Source organism: Polaromonas sp. CG_9.7 (assembly GCF_015752205.1).
GTDB lineage: Bacteria > Pseudomonadota > Gammaproteobacteria > Burkholderiales > Burkholderiaceae_C > Polaromonas.
On record NZ_JADOVG010000010.1, the window covers coordinates 156,386 to 176,167 of the forward strand.

14 protein-coding genes and 1 tRNA gene are annotated in these 19,782 nt (G+C 60.3%); 13 read left to right on the forward strand and 2 right to left on the reverse strand.

Annotated elements, in window-relative coordinates:
• Positions 1–83: 83 nt before the first annotated feature.
• Positions 84–2,708 (reverse strand): alanine--tRNA ligase, encoded by a 2,625-nt coding sequence (alaS, locus tag IWX87_RS12140; protein WP_196863775.1) that lies wholly within the window; start codon positions 2,706–2,708, stop codon positions 84–86.
• A gap of 72 nt (positions 2,709–2,780) precedes the next feature.
• Positions 2,781–4,172 (reverse strand): PLP-dependent aminotransferase family protein, encoded by a 1,392-nt coding sequence (locus IWX87_RS12145; RefSeq protein WP_196863776.1) that lies wholly within the window; start codon positions 4,170–4,172, stop codon positions 2,781–2,783.
• A 183-nt stretch (positions 4,173–4,355) separates the two neighbouring features.
• Here IWX87_RS12145 and gabT point away from each other — a divergent pair, with 183 nt between their 5' ends.
• The 13 genes from gabT to IWX87_RS12210 all read left to right on the forward strand — a co-directional run bounded on the left by gabT (position 4,356) and on the right by IWX87_RS12210 (position 19,598).
• Complete coding sequence (gabT, locus tag IWX87_RS12150; protein ID WP_196863777.1) at positions 4,356–5,648, forward strand: 4-aminobutyrate--2-oxoglutarate transaminase; 1,293 nt, start codon at positions 4,356–4,358, stop codon at positions 5,646–5,648.
• Positions 5,649–5,770: 122 nt separating this feature from the next.
• The gene (locus IWX87_RS12155) at positions 5,771–6,847 is read left to right on the forward strand and encodes an ABC transporter ATP-binding protein (RefSeq protein WP_196863778.1); all 1,077 of its coding nucleotides are present in this window, start codon (positions 5,771–5,773) and stop codon (positions 6,845–6,847) included.
• A 68-nt stretch (positions 6,848–6,915) separates the two neighbouring features.
• Complete coding sequence (locus IWX87_RS12160) at positions 6,916–7,947, forward strand: ABC transporter substrate-binding protein (protein ID WP_196863779.1); 1,032 nt, start codon at positions 6,916–6,918, stop codon at positions 7,945–7,947.
• Between the two features lie 30 nt (positions 7,948–7,977).
• Positions 7,978–9,255 (forward strand): ABC transporter permease, encoded by a 1,278-nt coding sequence (locus tag IWX87_RS12165; protein ID WP_370583875.1) that lies wholly within the window; start codon positions 7,978–7,980, stop codon positions 9,253–9,255.
• 7 nt (positions 9,256–9,262) lie between these two features.
• The gene (locus tag IWX87_RS12170; protein ID WP_196863780.1) at positions 9,263–10,090 is read left to right on the forward strand and encodes an ABC transporter permease; all 828 of its coding nucleotides are present in this window, start codon (positions 9,263–9,265) and stop codon (positions 10,088–10,090) included.
• A 159-nt stretch (positions 10,091–10,249) separates the two neighbouring features.
• Positions 10,250–11,194, forward strand: a complete 945-nt coding sequence (gene speB, locus IWX87_RS12175; RefSeq protein ID WP_196863781.1) for an agmatinase — start codon at positions 10,250–10,252, stop codon at positions 11,192–11,194.
• A 107-nt stretch (positions 11,195–11,301) separates the two neighbouring features.
• Positions 11,302–12,774, forward strand: a complete 1,473-nt coding sequence (locus IWX87_RS12180; protein WP_280757534.1) for an NAD-dependent succinate-semialdehyde dehydrogenase — start codon at positions 11,302–11,304, stop codon at positions 12,772–12,774.
• 382 nt (positions 12,775–13,156) lie between these two features.
• A complete protein-coding gene (locus tag IWX87_RS12185; RefSeq protein ID WP_196863783.1) occupies positions 13,157–14,098 on the forward strand; it encodes a choline ABC transporter substrate-binding protein in 942 nt (313 codons plus the stop codon).
• A gap of 101 nt (positions 14,099–14,199) precedes the next feature.
• Positions 14,200–15,042, forward strand: a complete 843-nt coding sequence (gene choW / locus IWX87_RS12190) for a choline ABC transporter permease subunit (RefSeq protein WP_196863784.1) — start codon at positions 14,200–14,202, stop codon at positions 15,040–15,042.
• Positions 15,039–16,220, forward strand: a complete 1,182-nt coding sequence (gene choV / locus IWX87_RS12195) for a choline ABC transporter ATP-binding protein (RefSeq protein ID WP_196863785.1) — start codon at positions 15,039–15,041, stop codon at positions 16,218–16,220. Before choW ends, choV begins: the two co-directional genes overlap by 4 nt.
• Positions 16,221–16,301: 81 nt before the next feature.
• Positions 16,302–17,771 carry a betaine-aldehyde dehydrogenase gene (gene betB / locus IWX87_RS12200; RefSeq protein WP_196863786.1) on the forward strand — a complete coding sequence of 490 codons (1,470 nt, stop codon included), beginning with the start codon at positions 16,302–16,304 and terminating at the stop codon, positions 17,769–17,771.
• 24 nt (positions 17,772–17,795) lie between these two features.
• On the forward strand, positions 17,796–19,466 hold the full coding sequence (gene betA, locus IWX87_RS12205) for a choline dehydrogenase (RefSeq protein ID WP_196863787.1): 1,671 nt from the start codon (positions 17,796–17,798) through the stop codon (positions 19,464–19,466).
• Positions 19,467–19,524: 58 nt separating this feature from the next.
• Positions 19,525–19,598: transfer RNA gene (locus IWX87_RS12210), tRNA-Gly, on the forward strand.
• Positions 19,599–19,782: the final 184 nt, after the last annotated feature.

Below are 19,782 nucleotides of genomic sequence, written 5' to 3' on the forward strand. Positions count from 1 at the left end.
TCTTGTTCAATAAAAACGGGCACTTGCAGCTCTTGAATAAAAAGCTGCAAGTGCCCGCTGTAGGGACCGTTCCAGTTTTATTTTCAGACGCGATCAGCGACCCATGCTTGCACGGATTTGAGCGCCGCCTCCAGCCCTGACGGATCGGTGCCGCCAGCCATCGCCATGTCGGCCTTGCCGCCGCCCTTGCCGCCGACCTGGCTGGCAACAAAATTGACCAGTTCGCCAGCCTTGACCTTGGACGTAGCGTTGCTGGTCACACCCGCCGCGATCTGCACCTTGCTGCCATCGACCGCCGCCAGCACGATGACGGCCGTTTTCAGCTTGTCTTTGAGCTTGTCCATGGTGTCGCGCAGTGTCTTGGCGTCCGCCCCTTCGAGCTGGGCAGCCAGCACCTTCAGGCCATTCACATCGACTGCTTGCAGCATCAATTCGTCGCCTTGCGACGAAGCGAGTTTGCCCTTGAGCGCAGTGACTTCCTTTTCAAGCGACCTGACCTGCTCAAGCACCTGGCCAATACGGTTCTGCAATTCGGATGGGCTGGCCTTGAGACTGCCGGCAGCCGACTGCACCGTGGACTCGAGCGACTGCAGGTAAGCCAGCGCGTTTTGACCGGTGACAGCCTCGACACGGCGCACGCCCGAGGCGACACCGCTCTCGGCGACGATCTTGAACAGGCCGATGTCGCCGGTGCGCCCCACATGGGTGCCGCCGCACAGTTCCTTGCTCGAACCGATGCTGAGCACGCGCACGGTTTCGCCGTATTTCTCGCCAAACAGCATCATGGCGCCGGATTGCTGCGCAGACTCCATGTCCATTTCGCTGGCATCGGTGGCGCTGTTGGCCAGGATTTCGGCATTGACCAGAACTTCGACCTCGCGAACCTGCGCATCGGTCATGGGCGCGTTGTGCGCAAAGTCAAAGCGGGTGCGCTCGGCATTCACCAGACTGCCCTTTTGCTGCACATGCGTTCCCAGCACTTCGCGCAGCGCCTTGTGCATCAGGTGCGTGGCGCTGTGGTTGCGCACGGTGGCAGCGCGTACCGCCTTGTTGACCTGTGCGTTCACAGAGTCGCCCACATTGAGCGTGCCTTCTTCCAGCGTGCCGTGGTGACCAAACACGTCGGCCTTGATTCTGAGCGTGTCGCTGACGGCAAAATGGGCTGAACCGCTGATGAGTTCACCTTCGTCACCCGTCTGGCCGCCGCTTTCAGCGTAAAACGGTGTCGAGTCCAGCACCACCACACCGCCTTGACCACCTTTTAAGGCTTGTGCGCTTATCCCGTCTATATAAATTGCTATGATTTTTGAACTTTCTTCCAGTTGTCCGTAACCAGTAAAAAGGTTGATGTTGCCGGTGTAATCAAGCGCGCGGTCCATCTTGAACTTGCCGGCGGCTCTGGCCTGGGCTTTTTGCTGGTTCATGGCGACAGCAAAACCGGCTTCGTCCACGCTCAGGCCGCGCTCCCGGCACACATCGGCGGACAGGTCAAGCGGAAAGCCGTAGGTGTCGTGCAGCTTGAAAGCCACTTCGCCCGGCAACACCTGAACGCCATCGGCCAGCGCGGCATCCAGAATCTGCATGCCGGTTTCCAGCGTCTCGAAGAAGCGCTCTTCCTCGGCCTTGAGCACGGCGGTGATGCGCACCTCTTGTTCGCGAAGCTTGGGATAAGCATCGCCCATGAGTCGCACCAGGTCGGTCACCAGCTTGTGGAAAAACGGTGTTTTCTTGCCCAGCAGGTAACCGTGGCGAATCGCGCGGCGGATGATGCGGCGCTGCACGTAGCCGCGTCCTTCGTTTGACGGGTTCACGCCGTCGCTGACGAGGAAAGACGTGGCGCGGATGTGGTCGGCAATCACGCGCAAACTCTTGTGGCCCAGGTCTTTTTCGCCGGTTTCGCGCGAAGCGGCCTTCACCAGCGCATCAAAAATATCGATTTCGTAATTGCTGTGGACGTGCTGCAGGATGGCCGCCAGCCGCTCCAGCCCCATACCGGTGTCAACGCAAGGTGCGGGCAGCGGCGTTACCGAGCCGTCTTCGGCCATGTTGAACTGCATGAACACGTTGTTCCAGATTTCGATGAAGCGGTCGCCGTCTTCACCGGGGCTGCCAGGCGGGCCGCCGGGAATGTGGTCGCCGTGGTCATAGAAGATTTCGCTGCAGGGGCCGCAGGGGCCGGTGTCGGCCATCATCCAGAAGTTGTCGGACTTGTAGCGCCCGCCCTTGTTGTCGCCGATGCGAATCACGCGCTCGGGCGGCAAGCCGATTTCCTTCGTCCAGATGTCGTAGGCCTCGTCATCCTCTTCATAGACGGTGGCCAGCAGGCGGTCGGCGGGCAGCTTGTACACCTCTGTGAGCAACTCCCACGCCCATTTCAACGATTCGCGCTTGAAGTAGTCGCCAAAGCTCCAATTACCGAGCATTTCAAAGAAGGTGTGGTGGCGCGCGGTGTAGCCGACGTTTTCCAGGTCGTTGTGCTTGCCGCCGGCGCGCAGGCAAGCCTGCACCGAGGTGGCGCGCACATACGGCCGCTTGTCGGTGCCAAGGAACACGTCCTTGAACTGGACCATGCCCGAGTTGACAAACATCAGCGTCGGGTCATTGCCCGGCACCAGCGAGCTGGAGGGCACCACGGTGTGGCCCTTGGAGGCGAAGAAGTCGAGAAAGGTCTTGCGGATGTCGGCAACGGTGAAGTCGGGTGTGCTCATGGGTGGGTTCAACTCTCAGGAAATGGCATAAAACAGAATCGGGCTGCTGCAAATGCAGGCAAGCGGCTGATTTTAGGCGGCTTTGAGGGTCACGAGGAAACGCAGCAAGGCATCGTCGTCGGACCAGGCGACATTGAAACGCAGCCACGGGCTGGGCTCCAGATCGACTGAAAACAGGTGGCCCGGTCCCAGCAGGATGTCCTGCTCGGCCGCTTTATAAGCCAGCTCGCCGGCGTTCTGGATGGCCGGGTGGCGCGCCCACAGGAACATGCCGGCCTTGGGTTCGCAGAACAGCTCGAAGCCAATCGCCAGCAGCAGGCTGGCCAGGCGCCGCTGGCCCAGCGCCAGCCGGTCGCGCAGGGTCTTGATGTGCTTGCGCCAGCGGCCGTCCACCAGCGCGCCATACGCCAGGCGCTCGGTGAATTCGGAGGAGGTCAGGCCCGAGATCATCTTCAGCCGCGCCAGGTCTTCCAGCAGTTCGGGGGCGGCGGCGAGGTAGCCGGTGCGGATATTGGGGGAGATGGTCTTGGAAAAGCTGCTGATGTAGATCACCCGCTTCAACTGGTCCAGGCTGGCGAGCGAAGGGCGCGACTCGGGGTCGAGGTCGGCATAGATGTCGTTTTCCACCACCACAAAATCGTACTTTTCAGCCAGCTGCAGCACCCTGTGCAGGTGCGACAGCACGGCGGTGGAGCCGGTCGGGCTTTGCATGCGCGGCTGGGTAAAAAACACCTTGGGCCGGTGCTGGATGATCCGCGCTTCCAGCGTGTCCAGGTCGTAGCCCGCCGGGGTGCGTGGCGCACCCACCAGCCGGGCGCCCAGAAAGCGCAGCGAGAATAGCAAGTTGGCATAGCCCGGCTCATCGACCAGCACGGCGTCGCCGGGTCGCACCAGCTGGCGCGCGGCCAAGTCCAGGCCCTGGCTGGAACCCTGGGTCAGCAGCACCTGCTCGACATTGACCACGACTTCGCGGCTGGCCAGCAGGTCACGCACCACCTGACGCAGCGGAGAATAGCCCTTGGGCTCGCCGTAGCCACCCAGATCGACGCCCTCGGCCGCCAGGTTGCGCAAGCTGCGGCGCATGCCTTCGGTGAACAGCCAGTCGCCAGGCAGCCAGCCACAGCCGGGTTTGCAGCGCAGTGCACGGTTTTCAAAAATGCGCCGCAGATACCACATCGAGTCAAAGCTGTAAGGGCCTGAAGCGTCCACGAACAGTGCGGCCGGAATGACGCGGTTGCGAACAAAAAAACCTGAATTGGCCTGCGACTGGAAATAACCGAGGGCCACCAGCCGGTCATAGGCATCAACCACGGTATAGACGCTCACGCCATGGGCATGGGCAAACTGGCGGATGGATGGCAGCTTGGCGCCGGGGCGCAATGCACCATCATCGACCATCTGCCGGAATCCCCCGACGATCTGGGTGACCAGCGCAACGGATGACTGGGGATCAAGTACGAACATGGAAAAGCAGGCCCCAACAAGGGGCAAAGGGTTTGTATGTACAGGTGGTGCTGGCAGCACAGTACACCGCGCAGCAGAGGTTATCTGTATATGGTAACGCCGGGCTGCCGTGCCTAAAGTACAGGCATAAGCTCAACAACCGATGACGAGCCCGGACGTCAACTACCCACAAGGATGTTTCCCATGCACCGTGAACCTCATTTGACCAATGCCACCCTGTTTGCCCGACGCGAAGCCGCCATTCCGCGTGGCGTGGGCCACAGCCACCAGATTTTCATTGCGCGCGGCGAAAATGCGGAAATATGGGATGTCGAAGGCCGGCGCTTCGTCGACTTTGCCGGCGGCATTGCCGTTCTCAACACAGGCCACCGTCACCCAGCCGTGATCCAGGCGGTAAAAGACCAGCTCGACAAATACACCCACACCTGTTTCCAGGTGCTGGCCTATGAGCCTTATATAGAGCTGGCCGAACGCATCAACGCCAAAGCGCCAGGCGATTTCCTCAAAAAAACCCTGTTTTTGACCACCGGCTCGGAAGCGGTTGAAAACGCCATCAAGATCGCCCGCGCTTTTACCGGCCGTTCGGGCGTGATCTGTTTCAGCGGCGGCTACCATGGCCGCACGCTACTGACGCTCGCCATGACCGGCAAGGTGGTTCCGTATAAAGCCGGCTTCGGTCCTTTTCCGGCAGAAGTTTTTCATGCCACCTTCCCGAACGCGCTGCACGGCGTGACGGTCGAGGACTCCATCGCATCGGTGGAAGCGATTTTCAAGAACGACATCGAGGCCAGACGCGTGGCCGCCATCATCATCGAGCCGGTGCAGGGCGAAGGCGGTTTTACCGTGGCGCCGCCCGAAATGCTGCAGCGCCTGCGTGCCTTGTGCGACCAGCACGGCATCTTGATGATCTGCGACGAGGTGCAAACCGGCGCCGGACGCACCGGCACCTGGTTTGCCGTGGAGCAAAGCGGCGTGGCGCCTGACCTGATCACCATGGCCAAGTCGATGGCGGGCGGCTTCCCCATTTCAGCCGTGGTGGGCCGCGCCGACGTCATGGATGCGGCCGCGCCCGGCGGCCTGGGCGGCACCTACGCTGGAAGCCCGATTGCCTGCGCCGCTGCGCTGGCCGTGCTGGACGTATTCGACAAGGAAGATCTGCTGCAGCGCAGCCGCGATGTCGGCGAACGTTTGACAGCAGCGCTCAAGGCAATGGCCGCCCGCCACGCCTGCATTGGCGACGTGCGCGGCATGGGCGCCATGGTGGCTGTAGAGCTGTTCAAGAACGGCGATGTGAAGCAGCCCGACGCCGACCTGGCCAGGCGCATCACCGCCGAGGCCACTGCGCGCGGCCTGATATTGCTGACCTGTGGCACTTACGGCAATGTCATCCGCATCCTGGTGCCGCTGACCGCCAGTGACGCGTTGCTTGACGAAGGGCTGGCCATCATGGCGGACTGCTTTGACGCTGCGGCCTGATCGGTCCATGATGCGCAGGCATGCTATTGAACAAACATCGTCAGTCATTCTGGCATGCATGTTGCGCGTACGGTTGCAGCACGGCGACCGCCCTTAGCCCTCCAGAATCAGGCCTTACACGAATGACAAGCAACCCCACACTGGTAAGTTTCAGCGGTGTCCAGAAAACCTACGACGGCATCCACCTGGTGGTTCGAGACCTGAACCTGGACATCCGGCAAGGCGAATTTTTGTCATTGCTCGGTCCCTCGGGTTCGGGCAAAACCACCACCCTGATGATGCTGGCAGGATTCGAGTCGCCCACGGCGGGCGATATTTTGCTCAATGGCCGGCAAATTACCCGCACGCCACCGCACAAGCGCAATTTCGGCATGGTGTTCCAGAACTACGCCTTGTTTCCGCACATGACGCTGGCCGAGAACATCGCCTATCCGCTGACGGTGCGCAAGCTGCCCAAGGCCGAGCGCGAGGCCAAGGTGCTGCAAGCGCTGGACATGGTGCAGCTCGGCCGCATGGGCAGCCGCTACCCCGGCCAGCTTTCGGGCGGCCAGCAGCAGCGCGTGGCGCTCGCTCGGGCGCTGGTGTTCGACCCGCAGCTGGTGCTCATGGACGAGCCGCTGGGCGCGCTTGACAAGCAGCTGCGCGAGCACATGCAGATCGAACTCAAGGCGCTGCACCGACGGCTGGGCGTGACGTTTGTGTATGTCACCCACGACCAGACCGAGGCCCTGACCATGTCCGACCGGGTCGCCGTGTTCAACGACGGAGCCATCCAGCAGATCGACGTGGTAGGCAATCTGTATGAAACGCCCAGCAACCGCTTCGTGGCCGGATTTGTCGGCGACAGCACGGTACTGCAGGCCGAAGTGACCCGGCTGGACGGCGCGCATTGCGAGGTTCGCCTGCCCTGCGGCATTGTGCTGCGCGGCCTGAATGTCAATGCATCCCGCGTTGGAGACACCGTGCAATGCGGCACGCGTCCCGAGCGCCTGAAGCTTGCCGAAGGTGCTGGCAGCAACACCTTTCAGAGCAAGGTGCTCGACGTGATTTATTTCGGCGACCACCTGCGCCTGCGCTGCGAACTGCCCGGCCAGCCAGACGCAACCATCAAGATGCCGCTGGGCCACCACCAGCTGCCCGAGCCTGGCCAGACCATCCATGTGCATGCGCCGGTTGAACACCTGCGCATGTACCGCTGAGCTTTAGTCCCGCCTGACATACCCCGTTTTCTTTCGCCCTAGCCAACCTCCCACCAAAGGAATTCCCGATGAAACTCAAGCCCCTGATCATTGCAATTGCAGCCGGTATCTGCCTGCCGGCACTGGCCCAAAGCCAGCTGACCGTGGTCAATTTCGGTGGCGCCAACGGCGCGGCCCAGAAGAAAGCTTATTTCGAGGCCTTCGAGAAATCGGGCGCCGGCAAGATCCAGCAGGTCGAATACAACGGCGAGCAGGCCAAGATCAAGGCCATGGTCGAAGCCAAGAAAATCACCTGGGATGTGGTGGAGGTCGAAAGCCCCGACGTGAACCGCGGCTGCGACGAAGGCCTGTTTGAAAAAATCGACTGGTCCAAGGTCGGCAACAAGGCCGACTTCCAGCCCGCCGCCGTTCATGAATGCGGCGTTGGCACCTTCATTTGGTCCACCGTCATGGCCTACGACGCTGACAAGCTAAAGACCGCACCCGTCACCTGGGCCGACTTCTGGAACACCCAGAAATTTCCCGGCAAGCGCGGCATGCGCAAGGGCGCCCGCTACAACCTGGAATTTGCCCTGATGGCCGACGGCGTGAAGACCGCCGATGTGTACAAAGTGCTGGCCACCAAAGACGGCGCCGACCGCGCTTTCAAGAAGATGACCGAACTCAAGCCCAGCATCCAGTTCTGGGAAGCCGGTGCGCAGCCGCCGCAGTTCCTGGTTGCCGGCGATGTGGCACTGACCACCGCCTACAACGGGCGCATCGACGCTGCCCAGCGCGAAGGCAAGAACCTGCAAATCGCCTGGACCGGCGGCATCTACGACCTCGACTACTGGGTCATGCCCAAGGGTGGCGCGAACAAGGACCTGGCACTGAAATTCATCAGCATGGCGTCCAGCCCCGATGCGCAGGCCGAATACGCCCGGAACATCTCCTATGGTCCGACCAACAACAAGGCCCTGGCCAAGTTAGATGCCAAGGTGCTGGCGCTGCTGCCGACCTCGCCGGCCAACGGCAAGGATGCACTGCAGTTCAACATTTCCTTTTGGGCTGACCAGGGCGAAGCGCTCGAAAAGCGTTTTGCCGCGTGGTCTGCGCAGTAAGCGCTGGTTAACAGCTCAAGGAACACTGCAATGAACGCAACGGCTTCGGCTTCCCTTCCCCTGATGCCATCGGCAACCGATGGCGCCACCGGACCGGCCCTGGCCGCCCAGTTGCGGCGGGTGGAGCGCCGCAAGCGGCTGCGCGCCATTGCACTGACCTTGCCGCTGCTGATCTTCCTGGCGTTCACCTTCCTCGTGCCGCTGGGCGCCCTGCTCGTCAGGGCGGTCGAAAACCCGGAAGTCGCCGGCACCCTGAGCCGGACCGGCGATGCGCTGGCCGGCTGGGACCGCAAGGCCGCGCCACCCGATGCCGCCTATGCCGCATTGCTGGCCGACCTGGCGGCCATTCCCGAAACCGCGCAGGCTGGCGTACTGGCGCGGCGGCTGAACAGCGAAGTCAGCGGCGCCCGCTCGCTCATCATGGGCACCTACCGCGCCTTGCCGCTGGGCACCAATCTGAGCCCCGCCGAGGCAAAAGACAAGCTGCTGGCACATGACCCACGTTGGGCCGAGCTGCCCTACTGGTGGGCGATTGCCAAGAACAGCTCGCGCTGGACCCCCGACTACCTGCTGGCCTCGGTCGACTTGAAACGCGATGCGCAAGGCCAGGTCATTCGCGTGGGCGCCGATGAAGCCGCCTTCAGCAGCATTTTGCTGCGCACCTTTTCCATCAGCGCGGTGGTCACGCTGATCTGCATCTTGCTGGGTTATCCGCTGGCCTACTGGCTGGCCACGCTGAATGAACGCAAGGCCAACCTGATGATGATCCTGGTGCTGCTGCCCTTCTGGACATCTGTGCTGGTGCGCATCGCCGCCTGGATCGTGCTGCTGCAGACCAACGGGCTGGTCAACCGCTTTTTGATGTTCACCGGCTTGACCGGCGAGCCGGTGCCGCTGCTGTTCAACCGGCTGGGTGTCATCATTGCCATGGTGCACATCCTGCTGCCCTTCATGATCCTGCCGCTCTACAGCGTGATGAAGTCGGTGCCCGGCAACTATGTGCGTGCCGCCGTGTCGCTGGGCAGCACGCCGCTGGCCGCATTTTTCCGCGTGTACGTGCCGCAAACCTATCCCGGCGTGGCCGCCGGCGGCCTGCTGGTGTTCATCACCTCGATTGGCTACTACGTCACGCCAGCCCTGCTGGGCGGCCCGGCCGACCAGATGCTGAGCTACTACGTCGCCCAGTACACCAATGTGGATGTGAACTGGGGCATGGCCTGCGCGCTGGGCTCGGTCTTGCTGGTCACCACATTGATCCTGTATGCGGTGTACCGCCGATTTGCCAAAGCCGAACTGAGTCTGGGCTGAACACACCATGAAACTTGTTGCCGTTCCTGTTTTTCCCGCCTACTACACGCCGCTGGACAAGCTCGGCTGGTATGGCCTGCGCGTGCTGTGCGGCGCGGTGCTGCTGTTTTTGCTGCTGCCGATCATCGTCATCATTCCCCTGTCGTTCAGCGACTCATCGTTCCTGTCGTACCCGATTCCGGGCTGGTCGCTGCGCTGGTACCACGAACTGTTTGCCTCCAGCGACTGGGCGCGCGCCACACGCAACAGCTTCATAGTGGCACCGCTGGCCACCTTGCTGGCCACAGCGCTCGGCACAATGGCCGCCGTCGGCCTGGCGCGGGTGCAGTTTGCCGGCAAGGGCCTGCTGACCGCCCTGCTGATCTCGCCCATGGTCGTGCCCATCGTGGTGGTGGGCGTCAGCACCTACCTGTTCTTTGCACAGATCGGCCTGTCGGACTCCTACACCGGCCTGGTGCTGGTGCATGCCGCGCTCGGCGCGCCGTTTGTCGTCACCACCGTGATGGCGACGCTGCAGGGCTTCAACCAAAACCTGGTCAAGGCCAGCCTGAGCCTGGGCGCCGGGCCGCTGCAGACCTTCTTTCGCATCACGCTGCCGGTGATTGCGCCCGGCGTGATCTCGGGCGCGCTGTTTGCCTTCGCCACGTCCTTCGACGAGGTCGTCGTCACGCTGTTCCTGGCCGGGCCGACGCAAACCACGCTGCCGCGCCAGATGTTCACCGGCATCCGCGAGAACATCTCGCCGACGATTGCCGCCGTGGCGACCTTGCTGATTTTGTTCACCGCCTGCCTGATGATGACGCTCGAATGGCTGCGCGGACGCGTGAAGAAATAGCGTCATGGCGTGGAATCCACCAGGGTGACATTTGCTACTTAATCAATAGCTGCTCGAGCTTTCCTAGCATGCGCAAACGGCCTTTTTGATGCCTAACATTTGTTTTCAGGTCAAGCCCAAGGCGTTTTGGCCACCTCACTTTTTTGAGAACGGAGATTCATGACCTTCAACCAACCCTTGAGCGGCAACGCCATGCCGCGTTTCGGCGGCTGGGCCAGCATGATGCGCTTGCCAATGTGCAACGAGGCCCATGGCCTGAATGCCGGCTTCATCGGCGTGCCGCTGGACATTGGCACCAGCCACCGGCCCGGCGCGCGTTTCGGCCCCCGGCAGATCCGCGCCGAGTCGAGCCTGATCCGCCCCTACAACATGGCCACCGGCGCCGCGCCTTTCGATGCGCTGCAGGTCGCCGACCTGGGCGACGTGGCGATCAACACCTATAACCTGCAAAAGTCGGTCGAGATCATCGAGCAGCATTACCGGCCCATCATCGACACCGGCTGCATTCCGCTGACGCTGGGCGGCGACCACACCATCGTGCTGCCCATATTGCGCGCCCTCGCCCGCAAGCACGGGCCGGTGGCGCTGGTGCATGTCGATGCCCATGCCGATGTGAACGACGACATGTTCGGCGAGCGCATCGCCCACGGTACGCCGTTTCGCCGCGCCGTGGAAGAAGGCCTGCTGCAGGGCAACAAAGTCTGGCAAATCGGCCTGCGAGGCACCGGTTACGGCATGGATGATTTCGACTGGCCGCGCCAGCAGGGTTTTACCGTGGTGCCGGCGCACGAGGTCTGGTACCAGTCGCTTGCGCCACTGATGGCCCGGGTGCGCGAATCAATCGGCCAGGCGCCCTGCTACCTGAGCTTTGACATCGACGGCATCGACCCGTCCTTTGCCGGCGGCACCGGCACACCCGAGGTCGGGGGCTTAAGCGTGCCGCAGGCGCTGGAGATCATTCGCGGCTGTCGGGGCCTGAACCTGGTCGGCGCCGACCTGGTCGAGGTGTCGCCACCCTATGACACGTCGGGCAACACCGCCCTGCTGGGCGCCAACCTGCTGTATGAAATGCTGTGCGTGCTGCCCGGCGTTCACTACCGGTAACACCCTCAGGTTACATCAAGCAGCCACGCGCGGTATCCTTGCCCGTTGAAACCGCCCTTTAGCCGTCCGTCTCTTCGTCAGCGGCAAGCTCTTCAGAAAGAACCTCCATGGACATGAAAACTTCTCCCCTTTCGCTGCTCAACGACCCGAGCCTGCTCAAGACCGATTCACTGGTGAATGGTCAGTGGCTGGCCGGCACTTCGCGGTTTGATGTATTCGACCCGTCCAATGGCCAGAAGCTGGCCGACGTGGCCAACCTGGGCATGGCCGATGCCGAAGCGGCGATTGCCGCCGCCAATGCCGCCTGGCCCGCCTGGCGAAGCAAGACCGGCAAGGAGCGCCATGCCATTTTGATGAAGTGGTTCCAGCTGCTGATGGCCAACCAGGAAGACCTGGCACGCATCATGACCGCCGAACAAGGCAAGCCGTTTGCCGAAGCCAAGGGCGAAGTGGCTTACGGCGCAAGCTTTGTCGAATGGTTTGCCGAGGAAGCCAAGCGCGTCAACGGCGAAACCTTGCCGCAGTTCGACAACAACCGCCGCCTGACGGTGCTCAAGCAGCCCATCGGCGTGTGCGTGGCCATCACACCCTGGAACTTCCCGCTGGCCATGATCACCCGCAAGGTGGCGCCCGCGCTGGCCGCAGGTTGCACGGTCGTCATCAAGCCGGCAGAACTCACGCCGCTGACCGCCTTGGCGGCGGTCGAGCTGGCCGTGCGCGCCGGGATTCCCTCGGGCGTGCTCAACATCCTCACGACGGACGACAGCGCTGAGGTCGGCAAGGTGTTTTGCGCCAGCGACGTGGTGCGCCACATCAGCTTTACCGGTTCCACCGAAGTGGGCCGCATCCTGATGGCACAAAGCGCTCCGTCAATCAAGAAGCTGTCGCTGGAGCTCGGCGGCAATGCGCCGTTCATCGTGTTCGACGATGCCGACATCGACTCGGCCGTGGAAGGCGCCATGGCCAGCAAATACCGCAATGCCGGACAGACCTGCGTCTGCGCCAACCGCCTCTATGTCCAGGAAGGCGTGTACGACCAGTTCGTGACCAAGTTTGCAGAGAAGGTCAAATTGCTCAAAGTCGGCAATGGCTTTGAGGACGGCGTGGGCCAGGGCCCGTTGATCGAGGACTCCGCGATTGAAAAAGTACAGCGCCATGTGCAGGATGCGCTGGCCAAGGGTGGCAAGCTGCTGGTCGGAGGCCACAAGCTTGAAGGCCAGTTCTTCGAGCCAACGGTTATTTCAGAAGCCACTGCCGACATGCTGTGCGCCAGAGAAGAAACGTTCGGCCCCTTTGCGCCGATATTTCGCTTCAAGCTGGAGCAGGAAGCCATTGACGCGGCCAACAACACCGAATTCGGCCTTGCGAGCTATTTCTACAGCCGCGACATCGGCCGCATCTACCGTGTAGCGGAAGCGCTGGAGTACGGCATGGTCGGCATCAACGCGGGCGTGATAGCCACCGAGCATGTGCCGTTTGGCGGCGTCAAGCAGTCCGGCCTGGGCCGCGAAGGCTCACACCACGGCATGGATGATTACGTCGAGCTCAAGTACCTGTGTATGGGTGACATCCTGAGCTAATCAGCACCGACAACCAGAACGTCCGGATTTCGAGGCATGACTGCCTTCACTCATTAAAAAAAGGGCTTTCAGTAGCCCTTTTTTTATGCGCGCGCGGAAGGCACTTTGTCGCTAATCGGATAGCTGACTCAAATCCTTGGCTTTTTACCGCCACAGCGAATAAATATGTTAAATATGAAATAATTGGTTTTATCGATTTATTCACCAACTTTATGTTGCGCGGTTGTTGTGCTCAGCCTTTATCGCTTTCAACTTATGGCCAGTCCCGTGTAGTGCGCGAAACTGCCGGACAGCGCTGGGCGATATTGTTTTGTTGCCACTGCAGTCAGTCAATGCGCGTTTTTTCATGATGCGCAGGGCTATCACCCAGGAATTTACGCTTATGAATATTGCCCAATCCGTGTTGCTCGCGGCCGTACTCGGCTCGCCCCTGTTGGTCCAGGCCGCCGAACCTGCCACATGCAAAAATGTGCGCTTTGCCGACGTCGGCTGGACCGACATCACCGTCACCTCTGCGGTTACCAGCAAAATCCTGAATACCTTTGGATACAAGACCAAGACCCACCTGGTCTCGGTACCCGTGACCTACAAGTCGCTGGAAAACAATGACATCGATGTGTTCCTGGGCAACTGGATGCCCACCATGGAAGCCGACATCAAGCCTTACCGCGACAACGGCAGCGTAGAAACAGTGCGTGCCAATCTGGAAGGCGCCAAGTACACGCTGGCCGTGTCTGCTGCCGCATACGATGCCGGATTGAAGTCGTTCGCCGACATCGCCAAGTTTCAGAAAAAACTCGGTGGCAAGATCTATGGCATAGAACCCGGCAACGATGGGAACCGCCTGATCCAGGGCATCATCGACGAAAACAAATTTGAATTGGGCAAATTCAAGCTGGTCGAGTCCAGCGAAGCCGGCATGATGTCGCAGGTTGAGCGCGCCGAGCGCCGCAACAAGTGGGTGGTATTCCTGGGATGGGAGCCGCATCCCATGAACAGCCGCTTCAAGATGAGGTATCTCGAAGGGGGCGACGACGTGTTCGGCCCCAATCTCGGCGGCGCCACCATCTATACCAACGTGCGCAAGGGCTATGTCGCAGAGTGCGCCAATGTAGGCAAGCTGCTGAGCAACCTCAAATTCAACCTGAAGATGGAAAATGAGCTTATGGGCGCTGTCTTGAACGACAAGAAAAAGCCCCGTGCCGCAGCCACCGCCTGGCTCAAAGCCAACCCATCCGTGCTGGAAGCCTGGCTCGACGGCGTAACCAATTTTGACGGCAGCAAGCCGGCCCTTGGCGTGGTGAATGCCGCGCTGGCTAAATAAGGCCGCTCCCTGAGCCTTGGTGGTCACAAGCCGCAAAGAGCTCAAAAGCCCTCACCCGCATCACCAGGTGAGCCCGCCTTTTGGCGATCTTTCTTCGCTCCATGGAAATTCAAAAAATCCCCCTTGGCAATTACATTGCTAACTTCATCGACTGGCTCACGCTGCACGGCGCCGACTATTTCGACGCTTTCGCTGACACCCTCGGTGCAGCCATTAATGGTTCCACTCAATCGCTGCTCTGGTTTCATCCCTTGGCGCTGATCGCCATTTTTGGTTTGATTGCCCATGGCATTCAGCGCAAATGGATGTTGACCCTCTTTTGCGTTGCCTCGTTTTTGTTGATCCTTAACCTGGGTTACTGGCAAGAAACCATTGAAACACTGGCCCAAGTGCTGTTTGCCACTTTGGTGTGCGTGATCATTGGTGTACCGATTGGCATTTACGCTGCCCACAAACCCCGCTTTTATATGGTCATACAGCCGGTGCTGGACCTGATGCAAACGGTGCCGACGTTTGTTTACCTGATACCCACACTGACCCTGTTTGGACTGGGTGTCGTGCCCGGCTTGATTTCTACAGTGGTCTTTGCCTTGGCCGCGCCAATTCGCCTCACCTATCTTGGCATCAGCGATGTGCCCACCGACCTGATGGACGCTGGCAAGGCCTTTGGCTGCTCGCGCACCCAATTACTCACCCGTATCGAGTTGCCCCATGCCATGCCCAGCATTTCCGCGGGCATCACTCAGTGCATCATGTTGTCACTGTCCATGGTGGTGGTGGCGGCCCTGGTGGGCGCTGATGGCCTGGGCAAGCCGGTCGTGCGCGCCTTGAACACGGCGGACATTTCTGTGGGTTTTGAAGCTGGTCTGGCAATTGTGTTGCTGGCCATCATCCTGGACCGCGTGTGTAAACAGCGCGCTCCATCGAAGGGAGGAGCCGCATGAGCCTGATCCAGATTCAAGACCTTGATGTCGTTTTCTCCAACTCGCCCAAGCCCGCGCTCGATCTGCTCGATCAAGGTTTTTCACGCGATGAAATATTCAAAAAAACCGGTCTGATCGTTGGGGTGGAAAAAGCCAACTTGTCGGTTGAACGTGGCGAGATTTGCGTGCTCATGGGCCTGTCGGGCTCCGGCAAGTCCAGCCTGCTGCGCTGCATCAATGGCCTTAACACCGTGAGCCGTGGCCGCCTGCTGATTGAGCATGAAGGTGTCCAGGTAGACATGGCCAATTGTTCGGCCGCACAGATGAAAGCCATGCGCACTCAGCGCATTGCAATGGTTTTCCAGAAGTTCGCGCTCATGCCGTGGCTGACCGTGGCAGAAAACGTGAGCCTGGGCCTGGAAATGCAAGGCTTGCCCAGCGGTGAGCGCAAGAAGCGCATCAACGACAAGCTTGAATTGGTGGGTCTTTCTCAATGGCGCGACAAACGCCCCGACGCGCTATCGGGCGGCATGCAGCAGCGCGTCGGCCTGGCCAGGGCGCTTGCCATGGATGCCGACATCTTGCTGATGGACGAGCCGTTTTCGGCACTTGATCCACTGATCCGCCAAGGTTTGCAAGACGAGTTACTGGGCCTGCAACGCCAATTGAACATGACCATCGTATTCGTGAGCCACGATCTGGATGAAGCGCTCAAATTGGGAAACAACATTGTCATCATGAAAGGTGGCCAGATTGTTCAGCACAGCAAGCCGGAAGAAATCGTGCTCAACCCGGCCAATGATTACGTACGCTCCTTTGTTGCGCACACCAATCCTTTGAACGTGCTCAGAGGCCACAGCCTGATGCGACCGATTGCCGAGTTTGAACAATGCGATGGTGAAATCTGTGTCGATGACGTGGCCCACATCTGGCTCAAGCTCAACGATCAGGGCGCACTGGACAGCGTTCGCCGTGGAGACGACGCCATCAGTTTGCAACACTGGTCGGCCGGTGACAGCATTGAAGCGCTCAACTCCCGACTGCCTACGGTCGTCAATGCCAAGATTGGCATGCGCGACGCGCTGCACATCCGCTACCAGACTGGCCAGAAACTGGTGCTGTGCGATGGCGATCGGTTGGTCGGCATCCTGGGTGATCGCGAGCTCTACCACGCCCTGCTGGGCAAAGCCATGGGCTGACCTGCGTGTCTGCACTGCAATCGGCTTTTAAGGGCTGTTGCGCTTTGCTATTTTTTTGAACACTGAACAAGGAGGCCTTTCATGCCTGCCATTTCCCTGCAACAACTCTATATTGGTGGCGTCCGCGTGAATGCCACCAGCGGCGACACGTTCGACACACTCAACCCGGCTACAGGTGCCGTTCTCGCCACCCTGCAAAGCGCCTCCAAGCAAGACGTTGACGCAGCCGTAGCCAGCGCAAAGACCGGTCAACGCATCTGGGCGGGCTACACCGCGATGCAGCGCTCGCGTGTTTTGCGCAAAGCGGTCGAAATACTGCGCGAACGCAATGACGAACTTGCCGACCTGGAGACGCTGGACACGGGCAAGCCAGTGTCGGAAACGCGCTTCGTCGACATCGTGACAGGAACAGACGTGCTGGAGTATTACGCGGGGCTGGCCACTGCCATTGAAGGCATGCAAGTGCCGCTGCGCGACACCGCCTTTGTCTACACACGCCGCGAGCCCATCGGCGTGGTCGCGGGCATCGGCGCGTGGAACTACCCCATCCAGATCGCGCTCTGGAAGTCGGCGCCGGCCCTCGCCGCAGGCAATGCCATGGTCTTCAAAGCCAGCGAAGTGACCCCCTTGACCACCTTGAAATTGGCCGAAATCTACACCGAAGCCGGCCTGCCCCCTGGCGTGTTCAACGTGGTCAACGGTGGCGCAGCCGTGGGCACATGGCTCACCGAGCACCCGGGCATTGAGAAAATCTCGTTCACCGGCGGTACCATCACAGGCAAAAAAGTCATGGCCAGCGCCTCAAGCTCCACACTCAAGGATGTGACCATGGAGCTGGGCGGCAAGTCGCCTCTGATCGTCTTTGCCGATGCCGACCTGGACCGCGCTGCAGATATAGCCCTGATGGCCAACTTCTACAGCTCAGGCCAGGTATGCACCAACGGCACCCGCGTGTTTGTTCACAGCTCAGTCAAGCAGGTTCTTGAAACAAAAATCGTGGAGCGCGTCAAGCGTATCCGCCTGGGCGACCCACAAGATGAAAACACCAATTTTGGTCCCTTGGTGAGCCATGCACACATGGAAAAAGTCCTGGGGTACATCGCATCGGGCCAGGTCGAAGGCGCCAGGCTTCTGGTTGGCGGTAAACGCGCCACCGAGGGCGCATTGGCCAAAGGCGCTTACGTGCAAGCCACGGTTTTCACCGACTGCGCCGACCACATGAAGATCGCAAGAGACGAAATCTTTGGCCCAGTCATGGCCATCTTTGGTTTTGACGACGAAGCCGAAGTGATCCGCCGTGCCAACGACACGGCCTATGGCCTCGCTGCTGGCCTGGTCACGCAAAACCTCAACACGGCGCACCGCGTGATCCATCAATTGCAGGCTGGCATCTGCTGGATCAACACCTGGGGCGAATCCGCCGCTGAAATGCCGGTGGGGGGTTACAAGCAGTCGGGCGTGGGCCGGGAAAACGGAATCGAAACGCTCAAGGCGTACACCCGCAACAAATCCATTCAGGTCGAACTCGGCGCATACGCGTCGGTGTTCTGAGCCAGCAAGGAGAAACACACCCCTATGGCCAATCAAGAATTTGACTACATCATCATCGGCGCCGGTTCAGCAGGCAATGTGCTGGCCACGCGGCTGACAGAAGATGCCGATGTGAGTGTCTTGCTGCTTGAAGCTGGCGGTCCCGACTACCGTCTCGACTTTCGCACCCAGATGCCTGCCGCCCTGGCTTTTCCGTTGCAAGGCCGCCGCTACAACTGGGCCTATGAGACCGATCCAGAACCCCACATGAGCCACCGGCGCATGGAATGCGGGCGCGGCAAGGGGTTGGGTGGCTCGTCACTTATCAACGGCATGTGTTACATCCGCGGCAACGCCCTAGACTACGACGGCTGGGCACAGCGCGAAGGCTTGGAAGACTGGACCTACCTCGACTGCCTGCCCTATTTTCGAAAAGCCGAAACCCGGGACATTGGTGGCAACGACTACCACGGTGACAGCGGACCCCTGAGCGTCGCCACCCCCAAACCTGATCACAGCCCGCTGTTCCAGGCCATGGTGGATGCTGGTGTCGAAGCCGGCTACCCACGTACTGACGATCTCAACGGCTACCAGCAAGAGGGTTTTGGTCCAATGGACCGCACCACCACGCCCAAAGGCCGACGCGCCAGCACGGCCCGCGGCTACCTGGATCAGGCCCGGCAGCGTCCCAACCTGACCATCATTACCCATGCGTTGACCGATCGCATCGTGTTCTCCGGCACGCGCGCCATTGGCGTGGACTACTTGCTCGGGGACAAGTCCGCAACTGCCAACGCCAAGCGCGAAGTGCTACTGTGTTCAGGCGCAATCGCCTCACCGCAAATTCTTCAGCGCTCAGGCGTCGGACCTGCGCCGCTGCTGAAATCGCTTGACATTCCCGTGGTGCACGACCTGCCTGGCGTGGGTGCCAACCTTCAAGACCACCTGGAGGTCTACCAACAATACGAATGCCTGCAACCGGTGTCGCTGGTGGGCGCATTGAAGTGGTGGAACCAGCCTGCCATTGGCACTGAATGGATGTTTTTAAACACGGGCGTCGGCGCGAGCAACCATTTCGAGGCGGGTGGCTTCATCCGGTCATCGGACCAATTCGACTGGCCCAATATCCAGTTCCACTTTTTGCCTGTCGCGATCAACTACAACGGCAGCAATCCCATCAAGGTTCACGGCTTCCAAGCCCACATGGGCTCCATGCGCTCGCCCAGCCGGGGTCGTGTGCACCTGCGCTCAAGAGACCCGCACCAGCACCCGAGCATTTTGTTCAACTACATGTCCACGGAGCAAGATTGGGCCGAGTTCCGCTCAGGCATTCGCATCACGCGCGAGATCATGCGCCAGCCAGCACTAAAGCCTTACGCAGGCCGCGAAATCACCCCCGGTGAATCTGCAAAAAGCGATGCCGAGCTCGACGCATTTGTGCGCGAAAATGCCGAAACGGCATACCATCCCTGCGGCACCAACGCCATGGGTGTCGGCGACATGGCCGTGGTCGACAACGAAGGCCGTGTCCATGGCCTGCAAGGGCTAAGGGTGGTGGACGCGTCCATCATGCCGGAGATCACCACCGGCAACCTGAACGCGCCCACGATCATGATGGCCGAGAAGATCGCGGACAAGATTCGTGGCAAAACACCGCTGGCCCGTTCAACAGCGCGATATTTCGTGGCTGGCGAAGCCCCGGCTCGACGGGTCTGACAAATGGCTTGAGGCAAAAAGCATGAAGCGCCATCACCTCAAGTAAAATATTTGCCATGCGGGTGTAGTTCAATGGCAGAACGGCAGCTTCCCAAGCTTCATACGAGGGTTCGATTCCCTTCACCCGCTCCAAATTGTCATATCACAGCGTTTCACATTCACTCAAAACCCGCGTAGTTCATAGCTACTGCGGGTTTTTTCATGCCTTATGTCGTTTCAGGGTAAGCGGCCAGCCATGCCATCTTGAGACTGGGAAGAAAGCGGTCAAACATAGTGTCCACGAAACAAACAAGTGGGCACTATGGAAACGAAGAGA